The organism is Photorhabdus sp. RM322S (assembly GCF_042879395.1).
GTDB lineage: Bacteria > Pseudomonadota > Gammaproteobacteria > Enterobacterales > Enterobacteriaceae > Photorhabdus > Photorhabdus khanii.
The window spans coordinates 87,933-109,744 of the sequence record NZ_JBHFKW010000012.1; the positions used below are offsets into that span (position 1 = coordinate 87,933).

Sequence of the window (21,812 nt, forward strand, 5' to 3'; positions counted from 1 at the left end):
AGTTAAAGCTAGCCTGTGATAATGTGGGATTAGGTGTTTCTACGTATTATAAATTGCGTCACCGGTTAAAAAATAGGGGTATACCACAGCGATAGCCCCGGGAGGACAGCATCATGCAACTCACGATCCAAATTATTGCGTAAGGTGTGAGGGGCAGGCAGATAAGCCCGCTCGGAGGCCGTGTCTGCGGTCACCGTCATGGCGATGGGCGATTGGCTGAACAAAGACAGGGTCATATGGCACTCAACCGCCGCCTTCAAGGGACTGAAACAACAGGGAAAAACCCCGGCTAACTCGGGATGAACGTTGAATGAGCTGCCATCCTGCAAGAGGATATCGTCAAACTGGCTGAATTTTTTGGGTAAGGGGGGCAAAGCTTTTTCAATCAACTGAGCCATAGCGAACGTTACCAGTGTCTTCATAAAATCGGCGAAGGCGCTTTTACGCAACTGATTATGGAAGGGCTTATAGGCGACAGTGTGTTTTTCACTCAGACACATGCCGTTAAATTGCCGGTGCAGGTCAGCGATGGAGGTGCAGTTTCCTTTGCTCAGTGCGGCTATCAGACTGAGAACCAGAGACTGTGGCCCAATATTTCTGAGTCGTTCCATAAAGCCACATCGGCGGGCGGTTTTTTCAAGAAAAGTGTTACTGAAGAATGGCATTAACTGAAGTTTTGTGGAGATAATTGTCATCGGCTTTATTCTCTGATCTCGGTATTTTGTTTGGCGACAATGATCAGATCATAAATAAAGCCTTTTTTCTATCTAAAATAACCGGTTGGCGCTAAAGATCCTGTTTATGATAGAGGCGTACAGGAGCTTCTACGTGCCGGGGTATAGGGTTCTCTAGGCAGAACCCTAATGGCATAGTGACGACAGTGATGTTGTACATTGTTATGCTAAAGGTATATAGGGGTTAGGATTAATAAATCGGGTAGGAGCATAGTTATCATACCCTTTGCCCCTGCAATATTCTTTTAACTGGCTTAATGAATTTATCCCTATTTTCTGATAAATTATTTGTAGCCTGCTTTGTACCGTTCTATATGAAATATTTAATTTTCTAGCTATATCTTTAGCGCTTAGTGATTGCAAAGCAAAAAATACTATATCGAACTCTCTGTCGGTAAAAATCTCAGTTGGGTTGCCAAATGATAATGATTCAGGAGGTTTATTAATTTCCATATGATACATTGAAAAAACTTCTAGCTTTCTAGCTTTGCCTACTACGCCAATCGACTCTCCATTTTTTATCAAAGGCGCGACATGCGCCATAAATGGTTGAATAATTTTATCCCTACCACCATACATAAATGTAATCAAAGTAGGAATGACTTTTTTTTCCTCCATTACTCTACGGTCATTAGATTGAATGATATCAGCAACCTCAGACCAATAAACCGGACACTCACTATCCAGTTTACCTTCAACATTAAACCCTTTGGGTAGTCCGCTATGATGAAGTCCATAATCATTCATATAGATAAATCTCGACTCTTTATCTTTTATATACCAAAACTCATTACAGTTCTCCATGTATGATATGAAGGCATCAAAACTTTTTGAATGAACATCCAGATCTTTGTTTACAGAGAAACTCATATTTTTATCTTTCATAATTTCACCTATCATGATTAAACTGTAAAACCCTAATGGCATAGTGACGACAGTGATGTTGTGCATTGTTATGCCAGAGGTATATAGGGATTAGGGTTAATAAATCGGGTAGGAGCATAGTTATCATACCCCTTGCCCCTGCAATATTCTTTTAACTGGCTTAATGAATTTATCCCTATTTTCTGATAAATTATTTGTAGCCTGCTTTGTACCGTTCTATATGAAATATCTAATTTTCTAGCTATATCTTTAGCGCTTAGTGATTGCAAAGCAAAAAATACTATATCGAATTCTCTGTCGGTAAATAAATCAGGTGTGCCGAAAGTTAATGAGTCAGGATGCCTGTTGTTTTCAAAATGATACATGGAATAAATTTCAAGTTTTTTACCGTGTCCCACAATCCCAATACATTCTCCATCCTTTATTAGCGGTGTAATATCGACTAGAAATGGTTGGATTATTTTTTCTCTTCCTCCATAAATGAAAGTATTTAGTACTGGTATAGTCTTTTTACTAGTCATTACGTTTTTATCGTTAGCTTGTATAATATCTTCAAACTCAGACCACTGCGCTGGACATTCACTATCAAGCCTCCCTTCTATGTTAAAACCCTTGGGAAGGCCACTGTAATAAATCATAGTATCATTCGCATAGACGAATCGAGATTCGTTGTCTTTTATAATCCAGAAATCGTTGCTGTTTTCCATGTATGATATGAAAGCATCAAAGCTTTTTGAATGAACATCCAGATCTTTGTTTACAGAGAAACTCATATTTTTATCTTTCATAATTCTACCTATCATGATTAAACTGTAAAACTAGAATAACTTCCATGTCAGGTTATCACTTTTACAATGAGAGGGGTAATTATGTTTATGATTCTTTGAAGTGGACAATTTTACAGAGGAGTAGTCTTCTGTAAATATCTTCAATACGCTAATATTTTATATTGTGTAAAATATTTCTTATTTATTATGTCATTAATGAAAAATTACAATATAAAATATGCTGGATGGAATGTGATAGAAGTGTGTGGTTTATATAATCAGTTTCATGAAGTGTGAAAATGTGACTTGTGCATCGATTTTCGATCTTGTTTATGACCGAGTAGCAAAATAATTTTATAACTCGTTACTATTTTCCTTTAATATACTTGTTACCCTCTCTGATTTTAGGTCGAAAAATCAAATACAGGAAACGGAAAAACGAAGTATCAGTTTAAGGAAAATGGTGAAGTTAAATATAGAACAGGAATCTGAAAACTTGCATAAAATGCGATGACTGCCTATACCTAAAAAGTAGTAATTGTGTGATATAACGACAAAAAATTGTATAAAATACCGTCTGTTATGATTTAATTGGTCAATTCCAACGTCTTAGATCCCAAAATTCAAAGAACCGCATTTTCTTCCCAAGAAAGACTCCTTATATTCACACGCCTTGTATTTTTTTAACAATTGTAGCAATGGTGGATCAGATATCACCGGCGCTAATGGAGTCACCATGGATGCTTCTGAATCTTTAACCCCAGCCATAAGGCCAAATTTCGCGAATAAGAAAGGCTTAATCATTCTGGCTGCTGATATTGCATTGCTGTTTATTCTGCTCAATACCCTGCCGTTTGATGAAAAAGCCAATGCGGGTTTGGCACTGATGGTATTTGTTGGCGTGCTATGGCTCACTGAGGCTATTCACGTCACTCTTACTGCGTTATGTATTCCACTTCTGGCGGTTGGCATGGGATTGATGAATACGGGTGACGCGTTGAAATCTTTTGCTAATCCTATCATCTTTCTGTTTTTTGGTGGTTTTGCACTGGCAACGGCACTTCACATCCAAGGATTGGACCGACTGATTGCTAATCGTCTGCTGATGATTGCCCGTGGACGTTTGTCTGTCGCTGTGATGCTGCTGTTTGGTGTTACTGCCGGTCTTTCAATGTGGATCAGTAACACGGCGACCGCAGCAATGATGCTGCCATTAGTCTTGGGGATTTTGTCTAATCTGGATGCACGTTCTGAACGTCATACTTTTGTATTTGTGTTGCTGGGTGTGGCTTACAGCGCAAGTATCGGAGGTTTAGGCACGTTGGTCGGTAGTCCACCAAATGCAATTGCGGCGGCTCAACTGGGTATCGATTTCTTCAATTGGATGAAATTTGGTATTCCACTGGTTGTTATTCTGATGCCAATGATGATCGGCTTAATGTATCTGATGCTGCGTCCGAATTTGAATCATCAATTCGACATGAAGCTGGAAGAACTGGATTGGACGGGTAAGCGTCTGGTTGCCATGCTGATTTTTCTGTTAGCTGTGTTCTGTTGGATCTTTAGCTCTGTGATTAGTTCTGCTTTGGGGGGTGTGAAAGATCTGGATACCATTATTGCAGTTGGTGCTGCTATTTTGATTGGTATAACCGGTGTGGCGAGTTGGTCTCAGATTCAGAATAACACCGAGTGGGGCGTGTTGATGCTGTTTGGTGGTAGACTGACTTTAAGTGCTATTTTGAAAAACTCAGGCGCTAGTGAGATCATGGCAAACGGCATGGCTGCGACTTTCGGCGCAAGCCACTGGTTTGTGATTATTGTTGCGGTGGCGGCGTTTATCATTTTCTTGACTGAGTTCACCAGTAATACAGCAAGTGCAGCTCTGTTGGTACCGGTATTTGCAACGGTTGCGGAAGCATTGGGTATGCCGGTGATGACTCTGACACTGATTATCGGCTTCGGTGCATCTTGTGCCTTTATGTTGCCGGTTGCAACACCACCTAACGCCATTGTTTTCGGCTCCGGTTATATCAAACAAGTTGAAATGGTGAGAGTAGGTATGGTTCTGAATATTGCCTGTATCACTATCATCTCGCTGTTTGCCTGGTTCTTCTGGCTGTAACTGAAAATTTAATTAATGCCCCTCTGTGCGTGACAACGAATAACGATCCTCGCCGAATATATAGGCGGGGCGATTAAAGCCAGAGGGCAAAGGATTCACACAGAACAACCTGCCGAATTTCTGGAACGCGTCAGCCAGAAATCTAATATTGTCAATGTAAGGCCGATGACCAATCCGACGGATAGCATGACCATTGCTGCGCTTGAACCTCCTGCGACTAACCCAATAGTGGCTAATGTCACTTCTTCTCGACAGCAAAGCTTGCGAAGCCAACCAGCAGACAGATTACCTAACCCTAAGCCAACACCAAAGGCTGCAATGGCATTAGTCCCGAAGGCTATTGCAAGAGGGGTAAGCATGGATGACAGCATGAATTCGGTCGCGCCAACGAAGAATACGGTGACTGAAAGGATAAATAAAAGCGTATAGTTTGTACTCTGTTCCAGAATGGATGAATATTGTGTTTTTATGTTCATAAAGCTGATTTAACTCCATATGTAGATAGATATTCGTATATTTTTTGCAATGAAGCGTGATGAATTGATAACGTGAAAAAGCTATTATGAAATATGTAGAAAGGAGACGATGCCAGACCGGATTAGGCAGATGTGAAAGTATTAGGCATTACAAAGAGAAGGAAGATCATTAGTAGTATACCTGATAAAGAAAGCCAGCAAGGAATTAATTTATCGGATTAGGTATTTGATGTTCATATCTAATTGACTTAAATATTAAATAGATTTTGTACACCAGATTCCCATATTAGAGTAGGTAAGTCCTTTAATTGGAATAATGGGATTGTTGAGTATGTTATTCATATGATGAGGGTTATCAGGATATCAGCTTTTGCTGATATTTTATCAAGTCTGCTATCAATGAAAAGCACATAGAAAAACCTGTTTACACTGTTCTATTTTACCGGTTTTAGATAGAGAAAATTTTGTTGCAAACAGGTTATGATTGGCATAATAAACCATCTTTTACTGTATAATTAAATCTATTAGTTGTGCTGGAAATCTGCCATTTTATAGCTTGGCGGATTTCTATTTATAAAGTGATATTATCATCATACGCTCGACTAGTTTCCTGAACAACAAATTCTTTAAAGGATTGAACCTTGATTGGGCCTTTGGGATCATATTTATAGATATTGCCAGCCGGGTTATTGTCTAAAAGCATCACATAGGACATTCTGTCGCGCTGTCCATTGCGTTCTGTACGAACAACACCATGTACATTGGCCCGAACATTTATCTCTAAATCTTCTGTCAGTATTTCCATCGAGCTGCCAAAGTTAATTATCAGGTAGCCTGGAACCGGATCGATAGCCAAAAGCTCATCATCTATATAGGCCAAAAGGCCACGCTCAGTCGTTCTTAGGATTGTTACCCATCCTAAATCGCGATGAAACTTGGAGCCTCGGGTTGCTTTCTCTGAACGATAGTGATTAAACCCTAACATCTGGTGCCCTAGCCCTTCTGAAAGGCCCTCCGTGACTAATTCCCAGTCGCTACGAGGAATACCAACATGATTTAACACTGAGCGCAGTATACATATCCCTGCGTGCGCCATGTATTGACCCAGTGTAGCGACCTCCGGTGGAATGAGGTTCCAGTGTTTTCGTTCGATGTAGAAATTTTCCCATTGATCATGTTTTCTGTCGAAATAACCTTCGTAACCGGTGGAAAAAGTACATGATTTAAATCCCGTATAGGGTCGAAGGTCACCTTCTGTAACAGGTTCAAAGAAATGGTATGCAAGTCGATCTCCATATTCAAAATCTATATAGGGTGGAACTTCTAGGAGAAAGAAACCATGTCGGATAGCTCGATTAAAGCCATCGTCATCAATAAAAACAAGGTCGTCTCCCTCCAAGCGGGATCGCGCCATGTTTGCTGATTTATAAGTTTTTGCGGCGGTTATTTCAGATGGCATTGGTGGTAGTTTAACTGGATCTCGCATTGTCGATAAGGTTTTCATGATATGTGGTCCTTGAATAAGGTAGTAAAAGGACTTTTGATATTCTCTACTTTTGGATGAAATTCGTAAATGATTTCATCAGCTTTCCTTAATTTGAAAATTGAGGAATAGCTTTACAGGTGTTAGAGCGTCGTTTTTGCCATATTGATAGAAATATTGATCCACTCTTGGTCCAATATGGATACTAAAATTAAATCAACCTTCTTTCAATATTGACAGTTTCTTAAAAAAGAGATGATATTTTAATTATTTGTTATAGCTATAAGTGACAATTTTTTCACATATGCATTTACGTAATTAATGTCTGTTATCTATGTGATTAATATATGGCACAGAAAGAATTAAAATGCAAATGACTACAATGAAAAATACGATATATTTTTTTTGCGGTAAATGTTTTCATTATAAAAACCTTATAAATCACTTTGTTGTTTTATGATGCTTTATAAATTAAATGTTTCCAGATTTTTTATTTTTCTGCTGTAATTATTGATCTTGAATAAGATAACAAATGACTTGTTTAAGAGGAGTTATTTCATAGGCGTGTGAATTTATAATAAATTCTTGAACTTAAACGTTGTAGGAGATTACGCTGGTTATCTTTCCTAATATAAAGTTTATAAGATTGTTGTGTTTAGAATGTTAGTTAATTGAATATTATTCAGTTTGATATAGTTTTATCATAATTATCTTGTATAGCAAAAATGACAGATCTTTTCATTCTGTTACTAATTGATCTACTCCTGAAATCATTTTAGCCTATATTGTGATGCAATTTCATAATCGACCCGTAATAGGTAACTTAAAGAAGGGAGAGGATAAGGTTATTAACGATATAGTTTTGTTAAAAAACTCTTTAAAGTTTATTTTAATAGCCAGAGTTTTTTCATGTTCATTAAGGATATACGTATTTACTGATATCTTTACCGAATCAACTATCAATGAAAATCGTGTAGGAAAACCTGTTTACCCCATTCTGTTCTCCCGCCTTTAGCTAGAGAAAAGTTTATTGTAAACAGGTTGCCAGAAAATAGATTTAACGTGTCTGATACTTTCAATTAAAGAAGCGAGCTATAAAACATCATCATCACCATCGTATGCCCGTCCCAGTTCCTGGGAAGCAAATTCCTTGAAGGAAATGGCCCTGAGGGAGGGCCATCTATTATATTTTATTAACAATAAACACTTGCCGGAAAAGGTTTTAAGCTTCATCAAAAAACTCATCAACATAAAGCGTTAACTCAATTCCAGGTTTTACATCAGTCGTTTTGATGCCATCGTTCCAGTTCATTACGTCCTTAATATTGATACCGTGATGTTTAGCAATACTGGCAATTGAATCACCTTGGCGGACACGGTAAATAATAGCATTGTTATTATTTACCCTTAATATTTGTCCAATTTTCAACAACCTGGCTGTTTTCAGGTTATTCATATGTTGTAATTCACGGATAGAGACATTAAACCGTTTGGCAATAGCAGATAATGTATCACCTGAACGAACTTTATATTGACTTTGCTTATTCAGTCGGCGGTTGTTTTTTACAACTTCCTGACGCATATTGTTCAGAATAGTTTCATTTGCCAATGAGTTTTTAAACTGATCAACTTTTGCTTTTGGCAGCATGATGTAATGCGGACCGTTAGGCGATGTGACTCCCCGTTTATATCCAGGGTTATAGGCTTTAATGGACGTCAGGGACATGCCAGCCATTTCTGCGGCTTGAGACAGTGTGATTTGCTGACCAACATCTATTTGATCAAGTGCTCGTTGATTATTGGATTTTGGCAGCGTAATGCCATATTTATCACTGTGACGGATGACATCACTGAGCGCCAGAACTTTAGGTACATAGAGCGCAGTTTCTTTTGGCAGTGATAAGGACCAAAAATCGGTTGATCTACCTTTTGCCGTATTTTCTTTCATTGCGCGCATAACACGACCTTCGCCGCTGTTGTAAGCAGCAATAGTCAATAACCAGTCACCATTGAACATTTTATTAAGGCGTTGTAACAGATTCAGGGCGGCAGTTGTTGAGGCAGCAACGTCCCGGCGTGCGTCATACCATTTATCTTGAGTAAGACCGTAGCTGCGACCCGTGTCTGGGACAATCTGCCACAGACCTGCTGCTTTAGCGCGTGAGGTAGCATGCGGGTTAAAAGCACTCTCCACTATGGGTACCAGTACCAGTTCCATCGGCATATCGCGTTGCTTGATTTGCCTGACTATCCAGTACATATACGGTTCAGCCCGTAAAGTTACATCGTGGAGATAGCTCTTGTTTTTCAGGTAATAATTTCGTTGTTCACGAACCCTGTAATTATCAGGGATCTGCATCCTCAACTCATCACGGATGTATCTCCACAGCTCCTGTTGAGCGCTGGGATCACCATCCTTCCAGTAGGCAGCAAACTGATTGGTGTCATCAGTTGCTGCTATCTTGCCTGTTTTTAGACTCGTTGAAGACGAATTCTGTGCCCGTTGCTCGGCTGTCGTCGACCAATCAGGTCCGGATTGACAGCCAACCAGCAAGACAGATGCGAACAGAATCGCTTTTGTCTTCATAATTAATTTTTATAGTTGCTTAAAAGACGAGCAATAATACTTATCTTGGCTTGATATGGCAACTATTTAAATCAGAATTGGTCTTTTTGTCTTCTGAGCTGACGGAAAACGCTAGAAAGCGGTTGAGAGTGAGGTGTGATTCCAATATTTCTTTGTAAATCAACATCATCGCATTTTAAGAAAACATTGATTTTTTTCTCAGTTTGTAACGTGGTTGGTACTGTTGGTTGATGATTTTCCCTCATTTTAGTTACTTTTTGCTGGTATTCGCTAATAGTCTGATTGGGCAAAACAGCATGAGCAAACTTCATATTAGAAACGGTATATTCATGGGCGCAACAGATAAGTGTGTCATCAGGCAATTCAGCTATTTTTCCTATAGATGTGTACATTTGTTCAGCGGTGCCTTCAAAGAGACGTCCGCAACCACCAGAGAACAATGTGTCTCCACAAAAAAGGTAAGGAGCTTGATAAAAAGCAATGTGTCCCAGAGTATGGCCTGGAACATCAATAACTTGGAAAGAAAAACAACCAAAATTGATGTTATTACCTCCACATACTATTATTGTGGCACTTTTGTTCTGGGTTTCCTTTGGGCCGTATACTGGCAGATCAGGGAATTGAGCAATAATCCCAGGGACGCCACCCACATGATCGTGATGATGATGGGTAAGTAAAATTGCATCGGGTATCCAGCCACGGGATTTCAAGGTATCAAGAACAGGTTGTGATTCTGCCGGATCAATGATTACAGAGTGTCTGTTTTCATCACAAAGTAACCAAATGTAATTATCCGAAAGGGCAGGAATGCTGATAAGCTCCATTGTATACCTCTTGTTAACAGCGGTTTATAAGGAAAAGAAGCCATGAAATCTGCACATACAACACAGAATATGAATCCCCCGGCTTCTTGGTCTGATTTACCTTGGGGGGAGTATTACCGTGCCGCTTTGGAGCGTCAATTACAACCCTGGTGGCAGAAAATATTTGGTTTCCATCTGTTGAAAGTTGGTAATTTGAGTGCTGAGATTGATAGCAAAGAATGTCCGATTTTTAATCAGATCAATGTGGGTAGGGAAGGAAAGAATATGCAGGTGATTTCCGATCCTTACCATCTGCCGTTTGAAGAAAAGTCCGTTGATGCTTGTTTGCTGAGTCATGTGCTGGCTTACAGTGCTGATCCTCATCGCCTTTTACGGGAAGTTGACCGGGTGATGATTGATGATGGCTGGCTTATCATCAGTGGTTTTAATTCATTGAGTTTGCTGGGTTTAGGGAAATTAGTACCAGGATTATGGCGGCATCAGCCCTATTGCAGCCGTATGTTTTCCCTGATGCGTCAACTTGATTGGCTGAGTCTGCTGAATTATGAAGTGATGTATCGTGGGAATTTTCAAGTATTACCCTGGCGAAATGAAGCCGGTTTTTTTAACCGGCATTTGCCTGTATTTGGTTGTGTAAGTCTGATTATTGCCCGTAAGCGGACACTGCCGTTAACGCTAAACCAGATAAAAATGACGCTATTAAGGCCTAAACTGGGCAGTGCTGTTGGTGTAACAAAATGTTACCGAAAGCGTGATTAATCTGTATTTTCGACATACCCAGCATCGGTTTTTGTCGGTGAGTTTGCGGCGGCTCGAGCCAATTCGTCACAACGCTCATTTTCGTCATGTCCGGCATGGCCTTTAACCCATTGCCAGTCAATATCATGGCGGGTAATTGCCTGATCGAGACGTTGCCATAAATCGACGTTGATGACAGGCGATTTATCTGCTTTACGCCAGCCGCGCTTTTTCCAATTATGGATCCATTGTGTAATGCCTTGGCGCACGTATTGACTGTCGGTGGTTAATACAATTTTGCAAGGACGGGTTAGGGTTTCCAGGCCAATAATTGCGGCCATCAGCTCCATTCTGTTGTTGGTCGTGTGATAAAAACCTTCACTGAGGGTTCTTTCGTGTTGTTGATAACGTAATAAAACACCATATCCACCTGGCCCCGGGTTTCCAAGACAAGATCCATCGGTGAAAATTTCTACCTGCTTGCTCATATCTGGTAGACTCTTCTTCTTCAATCCAAAACCTTAAGTCTGACATAAAAAAGCGTTATGAGCACTGCGATTACACGACAAGTTGTCCTTGATACCGAAACCACCGGTATGAATAAGTTAGGTGTTCACTATGAAGGACACAAAATTATTGAAATTGGCGCCGTAGAGGTTATTAACCGCCGTCTGACTGGCCGCCATTTTCATCTCTATATTAAGCCGGACAGATTGGTCGATCCTGAGGCATTTGAAGTTCACGGAATCAGTGATGAATTTTTGCAGGATAAACCGGTGTTTGCTGATATTGCAGATGAATTCATTGAATTCATTCGTGGCGCTGAGTTAATTATCCATAATGCTCCCTTCGATATCGGTTTTATGGATTATGAATTTGGCAAACTGGGCCGTGATATCCCACCAACGGCTGATTTCTGCAAGATTACCGATAGCTTGCAATTAGCAAGAGCGTTATTTCCGGGAAAAAGAAACAACCTTGATGCGTTGTGTGATCGTTATGACATAGACAACTCTAAACGAACCCTACACGGGGCGTTGCTTGATGCCGAGATATTGTCTGATGTCTATTTGATCATGACAGGCGGGCAGACTTCTCTTGCATTCTCAATGGAAGGCGACGTTTCTGGCAATGCGGGTGTTTCTGAAGTGCGGCGTATTACCCGGCCGCAAACTGCGCTAAAAGTTATTTATGCAGCGGATGAAGAACTTGTTGCTCATGAATCCAGATTGGATTTAGTTGAGAAGAAAGGCGGGAGCTGTTTATGGCGTATAAGTTCTGGACAGAGTTAAAATAAAATTGCAGATAAATCACCTTTTGGGGTGAAAAGTTGATCAAACACGCCACTTTGTAATAAAAAATATTGACGGGATGATCTTGGGTTCGTAGTATTTACCTCGTTCTTAACCAGAACGCTGCGCGGTGCGGTAGTTCAGTTGGTTAGAATACCGGCCTGTCACGCCGGGGGTCGCGGGTTCGAGTCCCGTCCGCACCGCCAAATATTTCGAAGCCCTGGGTAATCGCCCGGGGCTTTCTCGTTTATATCATGCAGTAGTCTCTTTATTGGCAATGATGAAATTGCATTGAAATAAGACATAGAGAAGCTACCAGCTTTCTATACTTCTTGTTTCTGTAACCTTTATTAGGAACTTATTTTCTTTACCAGGTCTATAGCGTGATGGCCAAATAGCCGATGGATGTAAACCCAATTCGGTGGCGATTAACGCTTCTCCCTTTGGCCATGGACGATGCAATGCATTACTCAGTGTCGATGATGCTAAACCTGCTTTGCGGGAAACTGCTGAAAGATTTGTCCCTTGTTTTCTTAAGGCTGCAATAATATCCGCTGGATGCCAATCTTGAATGTTCATCATAATCTCCTCATTTTAATTATTAGAAAACATCGATAATAGATAAATTATCAATGTTTTTACCGTTTGATAGGGTAGTCATTAAGTACAGATTATCGATGAGGGTTAATTAAAGAGGCTATCGGAACGATTACTTAATAATGCTATCGGTTAGTTTATAACAAAATAAGACCTATATATTGCAAGTGTTTTTGCCGGATGTAAAGGCCATAATTATTATCTTTTAAAAGTATTCTTAGTTTAATAGCTCAATTTGCCAATAGTTTCTTTCTGGTACTTTTAAGGTGTTTTTATATAGTTTAATATGAAATTTTTATTCCATTAGTGGTGCATTTCTTGCTGATATCACAGTATAAGTAGGGAAATTATTTCCATTGCTCCTTAAAGACAGCTCTTGTCCAGGGTAATTATCATATTATATAAACATTTTACTTCCTGGCTTTAAAAATCTCTCAGGAACATAGAGATCAAAATCATTAAGGCGGCAATATTCATCCAGTTGCTGACCAGAATTAATACCAATTTTTTTGTATATTCGTAACATATGAGTTTCTACAGTGCGATAAGAGATATTGAGTATTTGCCCGATTTGTTTACTGGTGTATTTCTGTAAAAATAGGAAAATGACATCCCATTCCCGTTGCGTAAATAACTCTGAGGGTGGCTGAAACATGATAGAAGCAGGGAGTTTACCGTAAAAAAAGCGTGTCAGAGAAAAAGCTTCGGCTTTCCAGGCATGGAAAATAACGCCAACACATTGATTATTTTCATTATAAAATGGAAACTTCTCGAAGAAATATGAGGAAAGTAATTTTTCTTTACCGTATAGATGTGTTTCTAATGAGCATATTCTTTGTTCTGATTGCATGACTGCTCTGTCATGTATTTGAAATTGTTCTGCAAAAGCTGCGCCATTCCAAGGCAAATCATTGTCGAGACGCCCTTCAACATTATAACCAACAGGAAGATCCCGTAGCATAGCCATTGCTTTATTCTCATAAACAAAGCGGGAGCTTTTATCTTTTATACCCCAAGGTTCATGACTTCTTTCCCACATATAAATTAATTGCGGAGTGATATTGTTTTGCTTGTTTTTTATATTTAACATGGAAATTCCCTGATCACTAATTAAGTAATTATCTGAATGGCTATTTTTTTTATTCTATTTAAAATAACCTGATTATATAATGGATTGCAATAATTAATTCGTCAAAAAATAATATTTTTTATTTTACAGGTGCTTGTTAATTGAATTGCTTATTGTTTTGTGTAATGTATTGTTATATAAGAAAATATAACTGTAATTATTATTTGATTTTAAATTATTTATTTGTTTATTGATGTGGCGATGATATTGATATCCGGAGGGGGTTTTCCTGCGTATTAATTATTTATAAATTAAATAACTAATGGAGCATTGGTACGTAATATATGTTCAATATAAATAATCAATTTGGTAGCTGGAAATTACTGCGAATTAAAGATGTGTTGCCGTTTAATTGGGTGTTTTATCTATTGATTTGCGACTAATAGTTATGTTTAATTAAATTACCTCGCTATATTGCGTAATGAGTTTATTTATTATTCTGATGACGATGAAATTCATGTAAATCAGCAATCTAAATCAAAGAATTGTCGTTTAAGTGAAATTAAGATAGTTTTCTTATATCTGGCTTTAAAGATTGCGGTTTGTACGCTGTGCTGAGAAAATTATCCCCCTAAACGTTTTTATCCCACTTGGAGTAGAAAATGACCACTCGTAAAACCCTTGCTAATGCTATTCGCTTCCTTAGCATGGATGCTGTGCAGAAAGCAAAATCAGGGCACCCTGGTGCGCCTATGGGAATGGCTGATATCGCTGAAGTTTTATGGCGTGATTATTTAAATCATAACCCAACTGATCCACATTGGGTTGATCGTGATCGTTTTGTATTGTCTAACGGGCATGGCTCGATGTTGATTTATAGCCTGTTACATCTCACCGGTTATGACGTTTCTATTGATGATCTGAAAAACTTCCGTCAGTTACACTCCAAAACCCCAGGCCATCCTGAGTATGGCTATGCGCCAGGCGTAGAGACAACGACCGGTCCTTTGGGGCAGGGGATTGCCAACGCGGTAGGTTTTGCTATTGCTGAACGTACTCTGGCTACGCAATTTAACCGTCCTGGTCATGATATCGTTGACCATAACACTTATGTGTTTATGGGAGATGGTTGCATGATGGAAGGCATTTCTCATGAAGTTTGCTCTCTGGCGGGAACGTTGAAGCTGGGTAAATTGATTGCTTTCTATGATGACAATGGCATTTCTATTGATGGTCATGTTGAAGGCTGGTTTACCGATGATACAGCAGGTCGTTTTGAGGCTTATGGCTGGCATGTAGTTCGCGGTGTTGATGGTCATAATGCAGATGCCGTCAAAGCAGCGATTGAAGAAGCACGTAAAATTTCTGATAAACCTTCACTGCTGATGTGTAAAACAGTTATCGGTTTTGGCGCGCCAACCAAAGCGGGTACTCATGATTCTCACGGTGCTCCATTAGGTGACGCAGAAATTGCTGCAACTCGTGAAGTGTTGGGTTGGAGTCATCCAGCCTTTGAAATTCCAGCGGAAATCTATTCTGAGTGGGATGCAAAAGAAATTGGTAACGCGAAACAAGCCACCTGGAATGAGAAATTCGCTGCTTATGAAAAAGCATATCCTGAATTAGCTGCTGAATTCAAACGCCGTACCCGTGGTGAATTACCGGCAAACTGGGAAACCGAATCAAAAGCATTTATCGAACAATTGCAACAAAATCCTGCCAATATTGCCAGTCGTAAAGCATCTCAAAATGCCTTGGAAGCTTTCGGTAAAGTGCTGCCTGAATTTATGGGGGGGTCTGCTGACCTGGCGCCAAGTAATCTGACTATGTGGTCTGGTTCTAAGCCATTGAACGAAGATCAGGCAGGTAACTACATCCACTATGGTGTTCGTGAATTTGGCATGTCCGCCATTATGAACGGTATTGCTCTGCATGGTGGTTTTGTACCTTATGGTGCAACTTTCCTGATGTTCGTTGAATATGCCCGTAACGCAGTGCGTATGGCGGCACTGATGAAAATTCGTAGCATCTTTGTTTATACCCATGACTCAATCGGTTTGGGTGAAGATGGCCCGACTCACCAGCCGGTAGAACAGATTGCCAGTTTGCGTGTGACACCAAATCTAAGCACATGGCGTCCATGTGACCAGGTTGAATCTGCGGTTGCATGGAAATACGCTATTAAACGTAAAACAGGTCCATCAGCACTTATTTTCTCTCGCCAGAATCTGGCACAGCAAGAACGTACTGCTGAGCAGTTGGCTAATATTGAGAAAGGTGCTTACATCCTGAAAGATTGTGAAGATCAGCCAGAGTTGATTCTGATCGCAACAGGTTCAGAAGTGGAATTGGCAGTAGGGGCTTATAATCAATTGACTCAGGAAGGCCGTAAGGTACGTGTAGTTTCTATGCCGTCTACTGATGCTTTTGATAAGCAGGATGCTGCGTACCGTGAAGCGGTATTGCCAACTGTGGTTTCTGCGCGTGTTGCAGTTGAAGCGGGTATTGCTGATTACTGGTTTAAATATGTTGGTATACATGGCGCTATCGTGGGTATGGAGACATTTGGTGAATCGGCTCCCGCGGATCAGCTGTTTAAAGAGTTCGGTTTCACTGTGGAGAATGTAGTCGCTAAGGCTAAAGCTCTGCTGAAATAATGAGTTAGTCTATAAGTAAGCGCATCCGGGGTAAACGTTGATCGGGTGCGCTCTTTTACTTATGCTTCGCAGATTCCGGGAACTGCTAGTTTTTGAAATATGTGCGGCGACCCGGTTATCCCATTGGGATACTTGGCGAGCTTCGCCTGAAATTCTGGATTAGTGAATGCAGCGCGAAAACACTCCAGATTTTCCCAAACGGCATAGTTCATGAACGTACCACTGCCAGCGATCCCGCGATGCAATTGTGCGGAAATCAGGCCGGTTTGTGCCAGCATATACTCCGCATCTTCCTTCCAGGCCGCCTCCAGGATGTCTGCCTGTGCGGGATCAACATGAAATATGTTCATCAGCACTATGGAGCCATCGGTGTTCGAAAATAATTGTTCCCGCATGGTCACGTGGGTGTCCATTTCTTCTAGCTTGAGCATCTTTATCTCCTGAAAATTACTTGTTTGTATTTATGTTTGTTTTACTATTCTGCCGGGGTGAGCCGCGCGATTCATGCGGTTCACGACGGCGACATGCCAACGTAGGTATGAAGGTTGTGTAGCGATCTGTTGGTGCGTCGTACTTTTAGTCGAATTCTTTGTCGTGCTTGATAAACCAATCCTCAGTACTATCTGGCATCGATGGATTTTCCAGTCTGGCCTCCAGGCTGAGTAGTGTGTCCAACGTCATTTTCAGTTCGTTGAGTTCAGCGTCTTTCACGAGCGATTCCATCCATTCGATTTCAAGCGACGTCGCCGTATCAAAGGTACGCTGGCCAAGCCCAGTGGGTTGATAGAGCGGTGAGCGTTCGTGCCGGGGATTAATGATGGCTTTCACCATTCCTGCCTCCAATCCAAGATTCAGTTGTTTCTGCGCACCTTGGCGTGTGATGCTCATTGCTGCGGCAATCTGCGGCGCTGAAAGTGGATGCGGTGCGAGTGCAATCGCACTGAGTACCTGCCATATCGCGCTCGTGATTCCCAACGGGGCAACGAGTTTATCCCCTTTAGAGAGCAGTCGGGCATTGAGCCGGAACACCGCCAATGTGATCTCGTTGAATACCTCAGACGCCGGAGTTTTCCTGATCGACACGATTTACTTCCTTTCTTGGACTTCAATAAACGACAACCAGTTTCCATATATTGAAGCTGGTTGTCAATGTTTGAGCGAATGGTATTGATAGATCAATGCATTGGATTTGATTTATATCAAATGCTGGCACGCTTTTCTATTTCGTGAGTTGATCACTTTTTACTATTGTCAACAATCTACTTTTCCCTTAATCTCATTGTCAGTAGCTGAATCGTTTCATTTTGTTGTCTGGAGAGTTTTTTGTGCCACAGTTTTAGTAATTTTGTGATAAACAATCAGTACATTAGTGATTGAGTCAGTTATCCTAAACGGTTGCGTGGTAATAACTATATTCAGGGAGTAACATGACAATCAAGGTAGCAATAAACGGTTTTGGCAGGATAGGGCGCAGTATTTTACGTGCTCTTTATGAGTCTGGGCGTCGGGCTGAAATTGCTATTATTGCTGTTAATGAGTTGGCTGATGCCGAAGGAATTGCCCACTTGCTGAAGTATGATTCCAGTCATGGTCGTTTTGTCTGGGATGTGCGTCTGAATAATGATTTGTTGCAGGTTGGTGACGATAATATTCGTCTGTTTCATCAACCCGATATATCGGCATTGCCTTGGCAGGAACTGGGGATTGATATTGTTCTTGATTGCAGTGGGATATATGGCAGCAGAGCTGATGGGGAAGCGCATCTTGCCAGTGGCGCAAAAAAGGTGCTGTTTTCTCATCCGGGCGGCAATGATTTAGACGCGACGGTGGTCTATGGTGTGAATCAGGATTTACTGACAGCAGAAGATCGCATTGTATCCAATGCCTCTTGCACCACCAACTGCATTATTCCCATCATTAAATTATTGGATGATGCATTTGAGATTGAATCTGGAACGGTGACAACCATTCATGCTTCAATGAATGACCAGCCTGTGATTGATGCCTATCATCAAGATTTACGGCGTACCCGGGCTGCCAGCCAGTCTATCATTCCGGTGGATACCAAACTGGCCGCAGGGATAACCCGGATTTTTCCAAAATTCTGTGACCGTTTTGAAGCCATCTCAGTACGCGTACCAACGATTAATGTTACTGCTATTGATTTGAGCGTTACAGTAAAATCTCCAGTGAATGTCAAAAAAATCAATGAATTAATGCAAAAATCAGCAGCAACTTCATTTCGTGGTATAGTTGACTATACTGAATTGCCGTTAGTCTCAACGGATTTTAACCATGATCCCCACAGCGCGATTGTTGATGGCACACAAACGCGGGTCAGTGGGCAACATCTGATTAAGACATTAGTCTGGTGTGATAATGAGTGGGGTTTTGCTAACCGAATGTTGGATACAACGTTAGCAATGGCTGCTACGGGTTTCAAATGATCTGTTGCTGACAGACGGTGCATAATAATAGATCTGCACACGGCACAAGATTAAACAATTTAGAGAATCAACGAGAGGATTCACCATGTCTGTAATTAAGATGACCGATTTAGATCTGGCGGGTAAGCGAGTTTTGATCCGTGCTGACCTGAACGTTCCGGTAAAAGATGGCAAAGTCACCTCTGATGCGCGTATCCGTGCTTCTTTGCCGACCATCGAAGCAGCATTAAAACAGGGCGCTAAGGTGATGATCACTTCTCACCTCGGCCGCCCTACTGAAGGCGAATACAATGAAGAATTCTCGCTGAAACCAGTAGTAGATTACCTAAAAGAGAAATTGTCTTCTCCGATTCGTCTGGAAAAAGAGTATCTGGAAGGTGTGGACATAGCGGAAGGTGAGCTGGTTGTTCTGGAAAATGTTCGCTTTAATAAAGGTGAGAAGAAAGACGACGAAACTCTGGCTAAAAAATACGCTTCTTTGTGTGATATTTATGTTATGGATGCATTTGGTACGGCGCATCGTGCCCAGGCTTCTACCCACGGTGTGGCTAAGTTTGCGCCTGTTGCCTGTGCCGGTCCTCTGCTGTTCGCAGAACTGGATGCATTGGGTAAAGCGCTGGATAAGCCAGCCCGTCCAATGGTTGCTATCGTTGGTGGTTCTAAAGTTTCAACCAAGCTGACAGTATTAGATACACTGTCCAAAATCGCTGATCAACTGATTGTGGGTGGGGGTATCGCGAATACTTTTGTTGCTGCGGAAGGCCACAATGTGGGTCGTTCACTGTATGAAGATGACCTGATCCCAGAGGCGAAAAAACTGCTGATAAGTTGTGATATTCCAGTGCCAACTGATGTTCGTGTCGCAACAGAATTCTCTGAAACTGCGGAAGCTACTTTGAAATCTACCGGCGATATTAAAGACGATGAGCAAATCCTCGATCTGGGAGATGAATCCGCTCAACGCTTGGCAGATATCCTGAAAAGCGCTAAAACTATTCTGTGGAATGGTCCGGTTGGTGTATTCGAATTCCCTAATTTCCGTCAAGGAACTGAAATTGTCGCCCGCGCAATTGCTGATAGTGATGCATTCTCTATCGCAGGTGGTGGCGATACTCTGGCAGCAATTGACCTGTTTGGGATTGCTGACAAAATTTCTTACATCTCTACTGGTGGCGGTGCTTTCCTTGAATTTGTCGAAGGAAAGAAATTGCCTGCGGTTGTGATGCTGGAAGAACGCGCAAAACAGTAATTAAGTCATGACGGGCAGTTTTATCTGCCCGCTCTAAACGGGACCCACGTAACATGTCTAAAATTTTTGATTTCGTAAAACCGGGTGTCATCACTGGTGATGATGTTCAAAAAGTGTTCGCAATAGCCAAAGAAAACCACTTTGCGTTGCCGGCGGTAAACTGTGTAGGTACTGATTCAATCAACGCAGTTTTGGAAACGGCTGCTAAAGTTCGTTCTCCAGTTATCATTCAGTTCTCTAACGGCGGTGCTGCTTTTATTGCCGGTAAGGGCGTGAAAGCTGAAGGTCAGCAAGCGGCGGCTATTCTGGGTTCAATTTCTGGTGCTCACCATGTTCATCAGATGGCTGAACATTATGGTGTTCCTGTGATCCTGCATACTGACCACTGTGCGCGTAAACTGCTGCCGTGGATTGACGGCCTGTTAGATGCGGGTGAAAAGCATTATGCGGCGACGGGTAAGCCGTTGTTCTCTTCCCATATGATCGATCTGTCAGAAGAGTCGTTGGAAGAAAATATTGAAATTTGCAGCAATTATCTGGCTCGTATGGCAAAAATCGATATGACGTTGGAAATTGAGTTAGGTTGTACTGGTGGTGAAGAAGATGGTGTTGATAACAGCCATATGGATAGCTCCGCCCTATACACTCAACCGGAAGACGTTGCTTATGCTTATGAGAAACTGAACGCTATCAGCCCACGTTTTACTATTGCTGCTTCTTTCGGTAACGTTCATGGTGTTTATAAGCCAGGCAACGTTAAGCTGACACCAAAAATTCTGCGTAACTCGCAGGACTATGTTGCTGAGAAATTTAATCTGCCACACAACAGCCTGGACTTTGTTTTTCACGGCGGTTCCGGTTCTACAGCGGAAGAGATCAAGGAAGCTGTCAGCTACGGCGTTGTTAAAATGAATATTGATACCGACACCCAATGGGCGACTTGGGAAGGTATTCTGAATTATTACAAAAAGAACGAAGGCTATCTGCAAGGCCAGCTGGGTAATCCAGAAGGCGCAGATAAACCCAATAAGAAATTCTACGATCCACGTGTATGGCTGCGTGCCGGTCAGGTTTCTATGATTGTCCGTCTGGAACAGGCTTTCAGGGAACTGAATGCGGTTGATGTGCTGTAATTGGTATTGATGTTATCAGTAACCCCCTGAATGGAAATTCAGAGGGTTTTTCGCGGGTGTTTCTACACTCAATTAGTGATGTTATAGAAACACCTTTATTTTATTTAAAGTAGCACTCCAAATGAGTCTTTTTATTGTGAAGCTCTCCTCATTCCTAATTTATCAGCAATAGCTGCGGAGCGAATGTTAATAGCCTCTGTTGATATTTTATTTATATCTTTCACTTTTATCCATTAAAGCAAAGAAGTCTGTTTCTGCATAAAAATCAGGTTGATTGCTTCTATATTTATGGCCTTCGTTGTGCTCTGGTATCGTATCCTTTATCGTCTTTGTCATATAGGCAGATATGTCAGATCCTAAAGAAAGATTTTCCTTTGATTCTTTTGAAAGGGATGCGTGTCCTTTAAGCTGGCGATATATTATTTGACTTTGTTCTATGCTTCTTAATTAATTTTTAAGATAATTTAAGTTACAACAATAGCCGATGAGTAGGGCAAGCGATTTATTGTGATGTTATTAATGCAAACACTGTGGTGATTTTTGAGATTGTGTTGGTGGGCGTTACAGCAAACTGAAAAATTAGCTATCAAGTAAAATTGCTGATGAGCGATCTACATAGTCATGTGTGAAAGCTGTTTTTTTTACCATTGGCTTATCTATCTATGCCTTGTAATCATGTTGGAGGAACAGGCATGTGGTGTCCATTTATTTATTGGGTATATTAATTTTTTTATCGAGTTTAGATGATGTGT

Annotated in this window: 19 protein-coding genes and 1 tRNA gene; 8 read left to right on the forward strand and 12 right to left on the reverse strand. The window is 41.0% G+C overall.

Annotated features, from left to right (window positions below; all coding sequences use genetic code 11):
• Positions 1-65: 65 nt before the first annotated feature.
• The 3 genes from ACGF63_RS09515 to ACGF63_RS09525 all read right to left on the reverse strand — a co-directional run bounded on the left by ACGF63_RS09515 (position 66) and on the right by ACGF63_RS09525 (position 2,407).
• Entirely contained in the window at positions 66-695 is a 630-nt protein-coding gene (locus ACGF63_RS09515) for a hypothetical protein (protein ID WP_387630360.1), read from the reverse strand.
• Positions 696-896: 201 nt separating this feature from the next.
• The gene (locus ACGF63_RS09520; RefSeq protein WP_387630363.1) at positions 897-1,619 is read right to left on the reverse strand and encodes a helix-turn-helix transcriptional regulator; all 723 of its coding nucleotides are present in this window, start codon (positions 1,617-1,619) and stop codon (positions 897-899) included.
• Between the two features lie 68 nt (positions 1,620-1,687).
• Entirely contained in the window at positions 1,688-2,407 is a 720-nt protein-coding gene (locus ACGF63_RS09525; protein ID WP_387630365.1) for a helix-turn-helix transcriptional regulator, read from the reverse strand.
• A gap of 715 nt (positions 2,408-3,122) precedes the next feature.
• On the opposite strand from ACGF63_RS09525, the gene ACGF63_RS09530 reads away from it, so the two are divergent.
• Positions 3,123-4,508: a DASS family sodium-coupled anion symporter gene (locus ACGF63_RS09530; RefSeq protein WP_387630368.1), complete on the forward strand. Its 1,386-nt coding sequence runs from the start codon at positions 3,123-3,125 to the stop codon at positions 4,506-4,508.
• 95 nt (positions 4,509-4,603) lie between these two features.
• On the opposite strand, the gene ACGF63_RS09535 is transcribed toward ACGF63_RS09530, so the two are convergent.
• The 4 genes from ACGF63_RS09535 to gloB form a co-directional block, all read right to left on the reverse strand.
• Positions 4,604-4,984, reverse strand: a complete 381-nt coding sequence (locus ACGF63_RS09535; RefSeq protein WP_036849792.1) for a hypothetical protein — start codon at positions 4,982-4,984, stop codon at positions 4,604-4,606.
• A 571-nt stretch (positions 4,985-5,555) separates the two neighbouring features.
• Positions 5,556-6,488, reverse strand: a complete 933-nt coding sequence (locus tag ACGF63_RS09540; RefSeq protein ID WP_036849794.1) for a 2OG-Fe(II) oxygenase family protein — start codon at positions 6,486-6,488, stop codon at positions 5,556-5,558.
• Positions 6,489-7,689: 1,201 nt separating this feature from the next.
• Positions 7,690-9,054, reverse strand: a complete 1,365-nt coding sequence (gene mltD / locus ACGF63_RS09545) for a murein transglycosylase D (RefSeq protein ID WP_036849796.1) — start codon at positions 9,052-9,054, stop codon at positions 7,690-7,692.
• 71 nt (positions 9,055-9,125) lie between these two features.
• On the reverse strand, positions 9,126-9,878 hold the full coding sequence (gene gloB, locus ACGF63_RS09550) for a hydroxyacylglutathione hydrolase (RefSeq protein ID WP_036849798.1): 753 nt from the start codon (positions 9,876-9,878) through the stop codon (positions 9,126-9,128).
• Between the two features lie 42 nt (positions 9,879-9,920).
• On the opposite strand from gloB, the gene ACGF63_RS09555 reads away from it, so the two are divergent.
• Positions 9,921-10,637 carry a class I SAM-dependent methyltransferase gene (locus ACGF63_RS09555; RefSeq protein ID WP_036849800.1) on the forward strand — a complete coding sequence of 239 codons (717 nt, stop codon included), beginning with the start codon at positions 9,921-9,923 and terminating at the stop codon, positions 10,635-10,637.
• Here the strand turns inward: ACGF63_RS09555 and rnhA are convergent.
• Positions 10,634-11,104: a ribonuclease HI gene (gene rnhA / locus ACGF63_RS09560; RefSeq protein ID WP_036849802.1), complete on the reverse strand. Its 471-nt coding sequence runs from the start codon at positions 11,102-11,104 to the stop codon at positions 10,634-10,636. The genes ACGF63_RS09555 and rnhA overlap by 4 nt on opposite strands.
• A gap of 57 nt (positions 11,105-11,161) precedes the next feature.
• Between rnhA and dnaQ the strand changes: the two genes are divergently transcribed.
• Both dnaQ and ACGF63_RS09570 read left to right on the forward strand, forming a co-directional pair.
• A complete protein-coding gene (dnaQ, locus tag ACGF63_RS09565) occupies positions 11,162-11,908 on the forward strand; it encodes a DNA polymerase III subunit epsilon (protein WP_036849804.1) in 747 nt (248 codons plus the stop codon).
• A 129-nt stretch (positions 11,909-12,037) separates the two neighbouring features.
• Positions 12,038-12,114: transfer RNA gene (locus ACGF63_RS09570), tRNA-Asp, on the forward strand.
• 106 nt (positions 12,115-12,220) lie between these two features.
• Here ACGF63_RS09570 and ACGF63_RS09575 read toward each other — a convergent pair.
• Both ACGF63_RS09575 and ACGF63_RS09580 read right to left on the reverse strand, forming a co-directional pair.
• Positions 12,221-12,487: a helix-turn-helix transcriptional regulator gene (locus tag ACGF63_RS09575; RefSeq protein WP_036849806.1), complete on the reverse strand. Its 267-nt coding sequence runs from the start codon at positions 12,485-12,487 to the stop codon at positions 12,221-12,223.
• A gap of 415 nt (positions 12,488-12,902) precedes the next feature.
• Complete coding sequence (locus tag ACGF63_RS09580) at positions 12,903-13,595, reverse strand: helix-turn-helix transcriptional regulator (RefSeq protein WP_387630372.1); 693 nt, start codon at positions 13,593-13,595, stop codon at positions 12,903-12,905.
• Positions 13,596-14,236: 641 nt separating this feature from the next.
• Here ACGF63_RS09580 and tkt point away from each other — a divergent pair.
• Complete coding sequence (gene tkt, locus ACGF63_RS09585) at positions 14,237-16,231, forward strand: transketolase (protein WP_387630374.1); 1,995 nt, start codon at positions 14,237-14,239, stop codon at positions 16,229-16,231.
• A gap of 59 nt (positions 16,232-16,290) precedes the next feature.
• On the opposite strand, the gene ACGF63_RS09590 is transcribed toward tkt, so the two are convergent.
• Both ACGF63_RS09590 and ACGF63_RS09595 read right to left on the reverse strand, forming a co-directional pair.
• The gene (locus ACGF63_RS09590) at positions 16,291-16,662 is read right to left on the reverse strand and encodes an antibiotic biosynthesis monooxygenase (protein WP_152963079.1); all 372 of its coding nucleotides are present in this window, start codon (positions 16,660-16,662) and stop codon (positions 16,291-16,293) included.
• Between the two features lie 145 nt (positions 16,663-16,807).
• Positions 16,808-17,314 carry a MarR family winged helix-turn-helix transcriptional regulator gene (locus ACGF63_RS09595; protein WP_203448942.1) on the reverse strand — a complete coding sequence of 169 codons (507 nt, stop codon included), beginning with the start codon at positions 17,312-17,314 and terminating at the stop codon, positions 16,808-16,810.
• Positions 17,315-17,658: 344 nt separating this feature from the next.
• On the opposite strand from ACGF63_RS09595, the gene epd reads away from it, so the two are divergent.
• The 3 genes from epd to fbaA all read left to right on the forward strand — a co-directional run bounded on the left by epd (position 17,659) and on the right by fbaA (position 21,060).
• Positions 17,659-18,678: an erythrose-4-phosphate dehydrogenase gene (epd, locus tag ACGF63_RS09600; protein ID WP_132354163.1), complete on the forward strand. Its 1,020-nt coding sequence runs from the start codon at positions 17,659-17,661 to the stop codon at positions 18,676-18,678.
• An 85-nt stretch (positions 18,679-18,763) separates the two neighbouring features.
• Positions 18,764-19,927 carry a phosphoglycerate kinase gene (pgk, locus tag ACGF63_RS09605; protein ID WP_036849816.1) on the forward strand — a complete coding sequence of 388 codons (1,164 nt, stop codon included), beginning with the start codon at positions 18,764-18,766 and terminating at the stop codon, positions 19,925-19,927.
• Positions 19,928-19,980: 53 nt separating this feature from the next.
• The gene (gene fbaA / locus ACGF63_RS09610) at positions 19,981-21,060 is read left to right on the forward strand and encodes a class II fructose-bisphosphate aldolase (protein ID WP_036849818.1); all 1,080 of its coding nucleotides are present in this window, start codon (positions 19,981-19,983) and stop codon (positions 21,058-21,060) included.
• The last annotated feature ends 752 nt before the right edge of the window (positions 21,061-21,812 follow it).

Excerpts from the sequence above, each read along its gene's own strand:
- ACGF63_RS09575 (WP_036849806.1), bottom strand. The coding sequence starts at position 12,487 with ATGAACATTCAAGATTGGCATCCAGCGGATATTATTGCAGCCTTAAGA.
- tkt (WP_387630374.1), top strand. The coding sequence starts at position 14,237 with ATGACCACTCGTAAAACCCTTGCTAATGCTATTCGCTTCCTTAGCATG.
- pgk (WP_036849816.1), top strand. The coding sequence starts at position 18,764 with ATGTCTGTAATTAAGATGACCGATTTAGATCTGGCGGGTAAGCGAGTT.
- ACGF63_RS09555 (WP_036849800.1), top strand. The coding sequence starts at position 9,921 with ATGAAATCTGCACATACAACACAGAATATGAATCCCCCGGCTTCTTGG.
- gloB (WP_036849798.1), bottom strand. The coding sequence starts at position 9,878 with ATGGAGCTTATCAGCATTCCTGCCCTTTCGGATAATTACATTTGGTTA.
- ACGF63_RS09530 (WP_387630368.1), top strand. The coding sequence starts at position 3,123 with ATGGATGCTTCTGAATCTTTAACCCCAGCCATAAGGCCAAATTTCGCG.
- ACGF63_RS09535 (WP_036849792.1), bottom strand. The coding sequence starts at position 4,984 with ATGAACATAAAAACACAATATTCATCCATTCTGGAACAGAGTACAAAC.
- dnaQ (WP_036849804.1), top strand. The coding sequence starts at position 11,162 with ATGAGCACTGCGATTACACGACAAGTTGTCCTTGATACCGAAACCACC.
- ACGF63_RS09520 (WP_387630363.1), bottom strand. The coding sequence starts at position 1,619 with ATGAAAGATAAAAATATGAGTTTCTCTGTAAACAAAGATCTGGATGTT.
- rnhA (WP_036849802.1), bottom strand. The coding sequence starts at position 11,104 with ATGAGCAAGCAGGTAGAAATTTTCACCGATGGATCTTGTCTTGGAAAC.
- epd (WP_132354163.1), top strand. The coding sequence starts at position 17,659 with ATGACAATCAAGGTAGCAATAAACGGTTTTGGCAGGATAGGGCGCAGT.
- ACGF63_RS09580 (WP_387630372.1), bottom strand. The coding sequence starts at position 13,595 with ATGTTAAATATAAAAAACAAGCAAAACAATATCACTCCGCAATTAATT.
- ACGF63_RS09525 (WP_387630365.1), bottom strand. The coding sequence starts at position 2,407 with ATGAAAGATAAAAATATGAGTTTCTCTGTAAACAAAGATCTGGATGTT.
- ACGF63_RS09540 (WP_036849794.1), bottom strand. The coding sequence starts at position 6,488 with ATGAAAACCTTATCGACAATGCGAGATCCAGTTAAACTACCACCAATG.
- ACGF63_RS09590 (WP_152963079.1), bottom strand. The coding sequence starts at position 16,662 with ATGCTCAAGCTAGAAGAAATGGACACCCACGTGACCATGCGGGAACAA.
- fbaA (WP_036849818.1), top strand. The coding sequence starts at position 19,981 with ATGTCTAAAATTTTTGATTTCGTAAAACCGGGTGTCATCACTGGTGAT.
- ACGF63_RS09515 (WP_387630360.1), bottom strand. The coding sequence starts at position 695 with ATGACAATTATCTCCACAAAACTTCAGTTAATGCCATTCTTCAGTAAC.
- mltD (WP_036849796.1), bottom strand. The coding sequence starts at position 9,054 with ATGAAGACAAAAGCGATTCTGTTCGCATCTGTCTTGCTGGTTGGCTGT.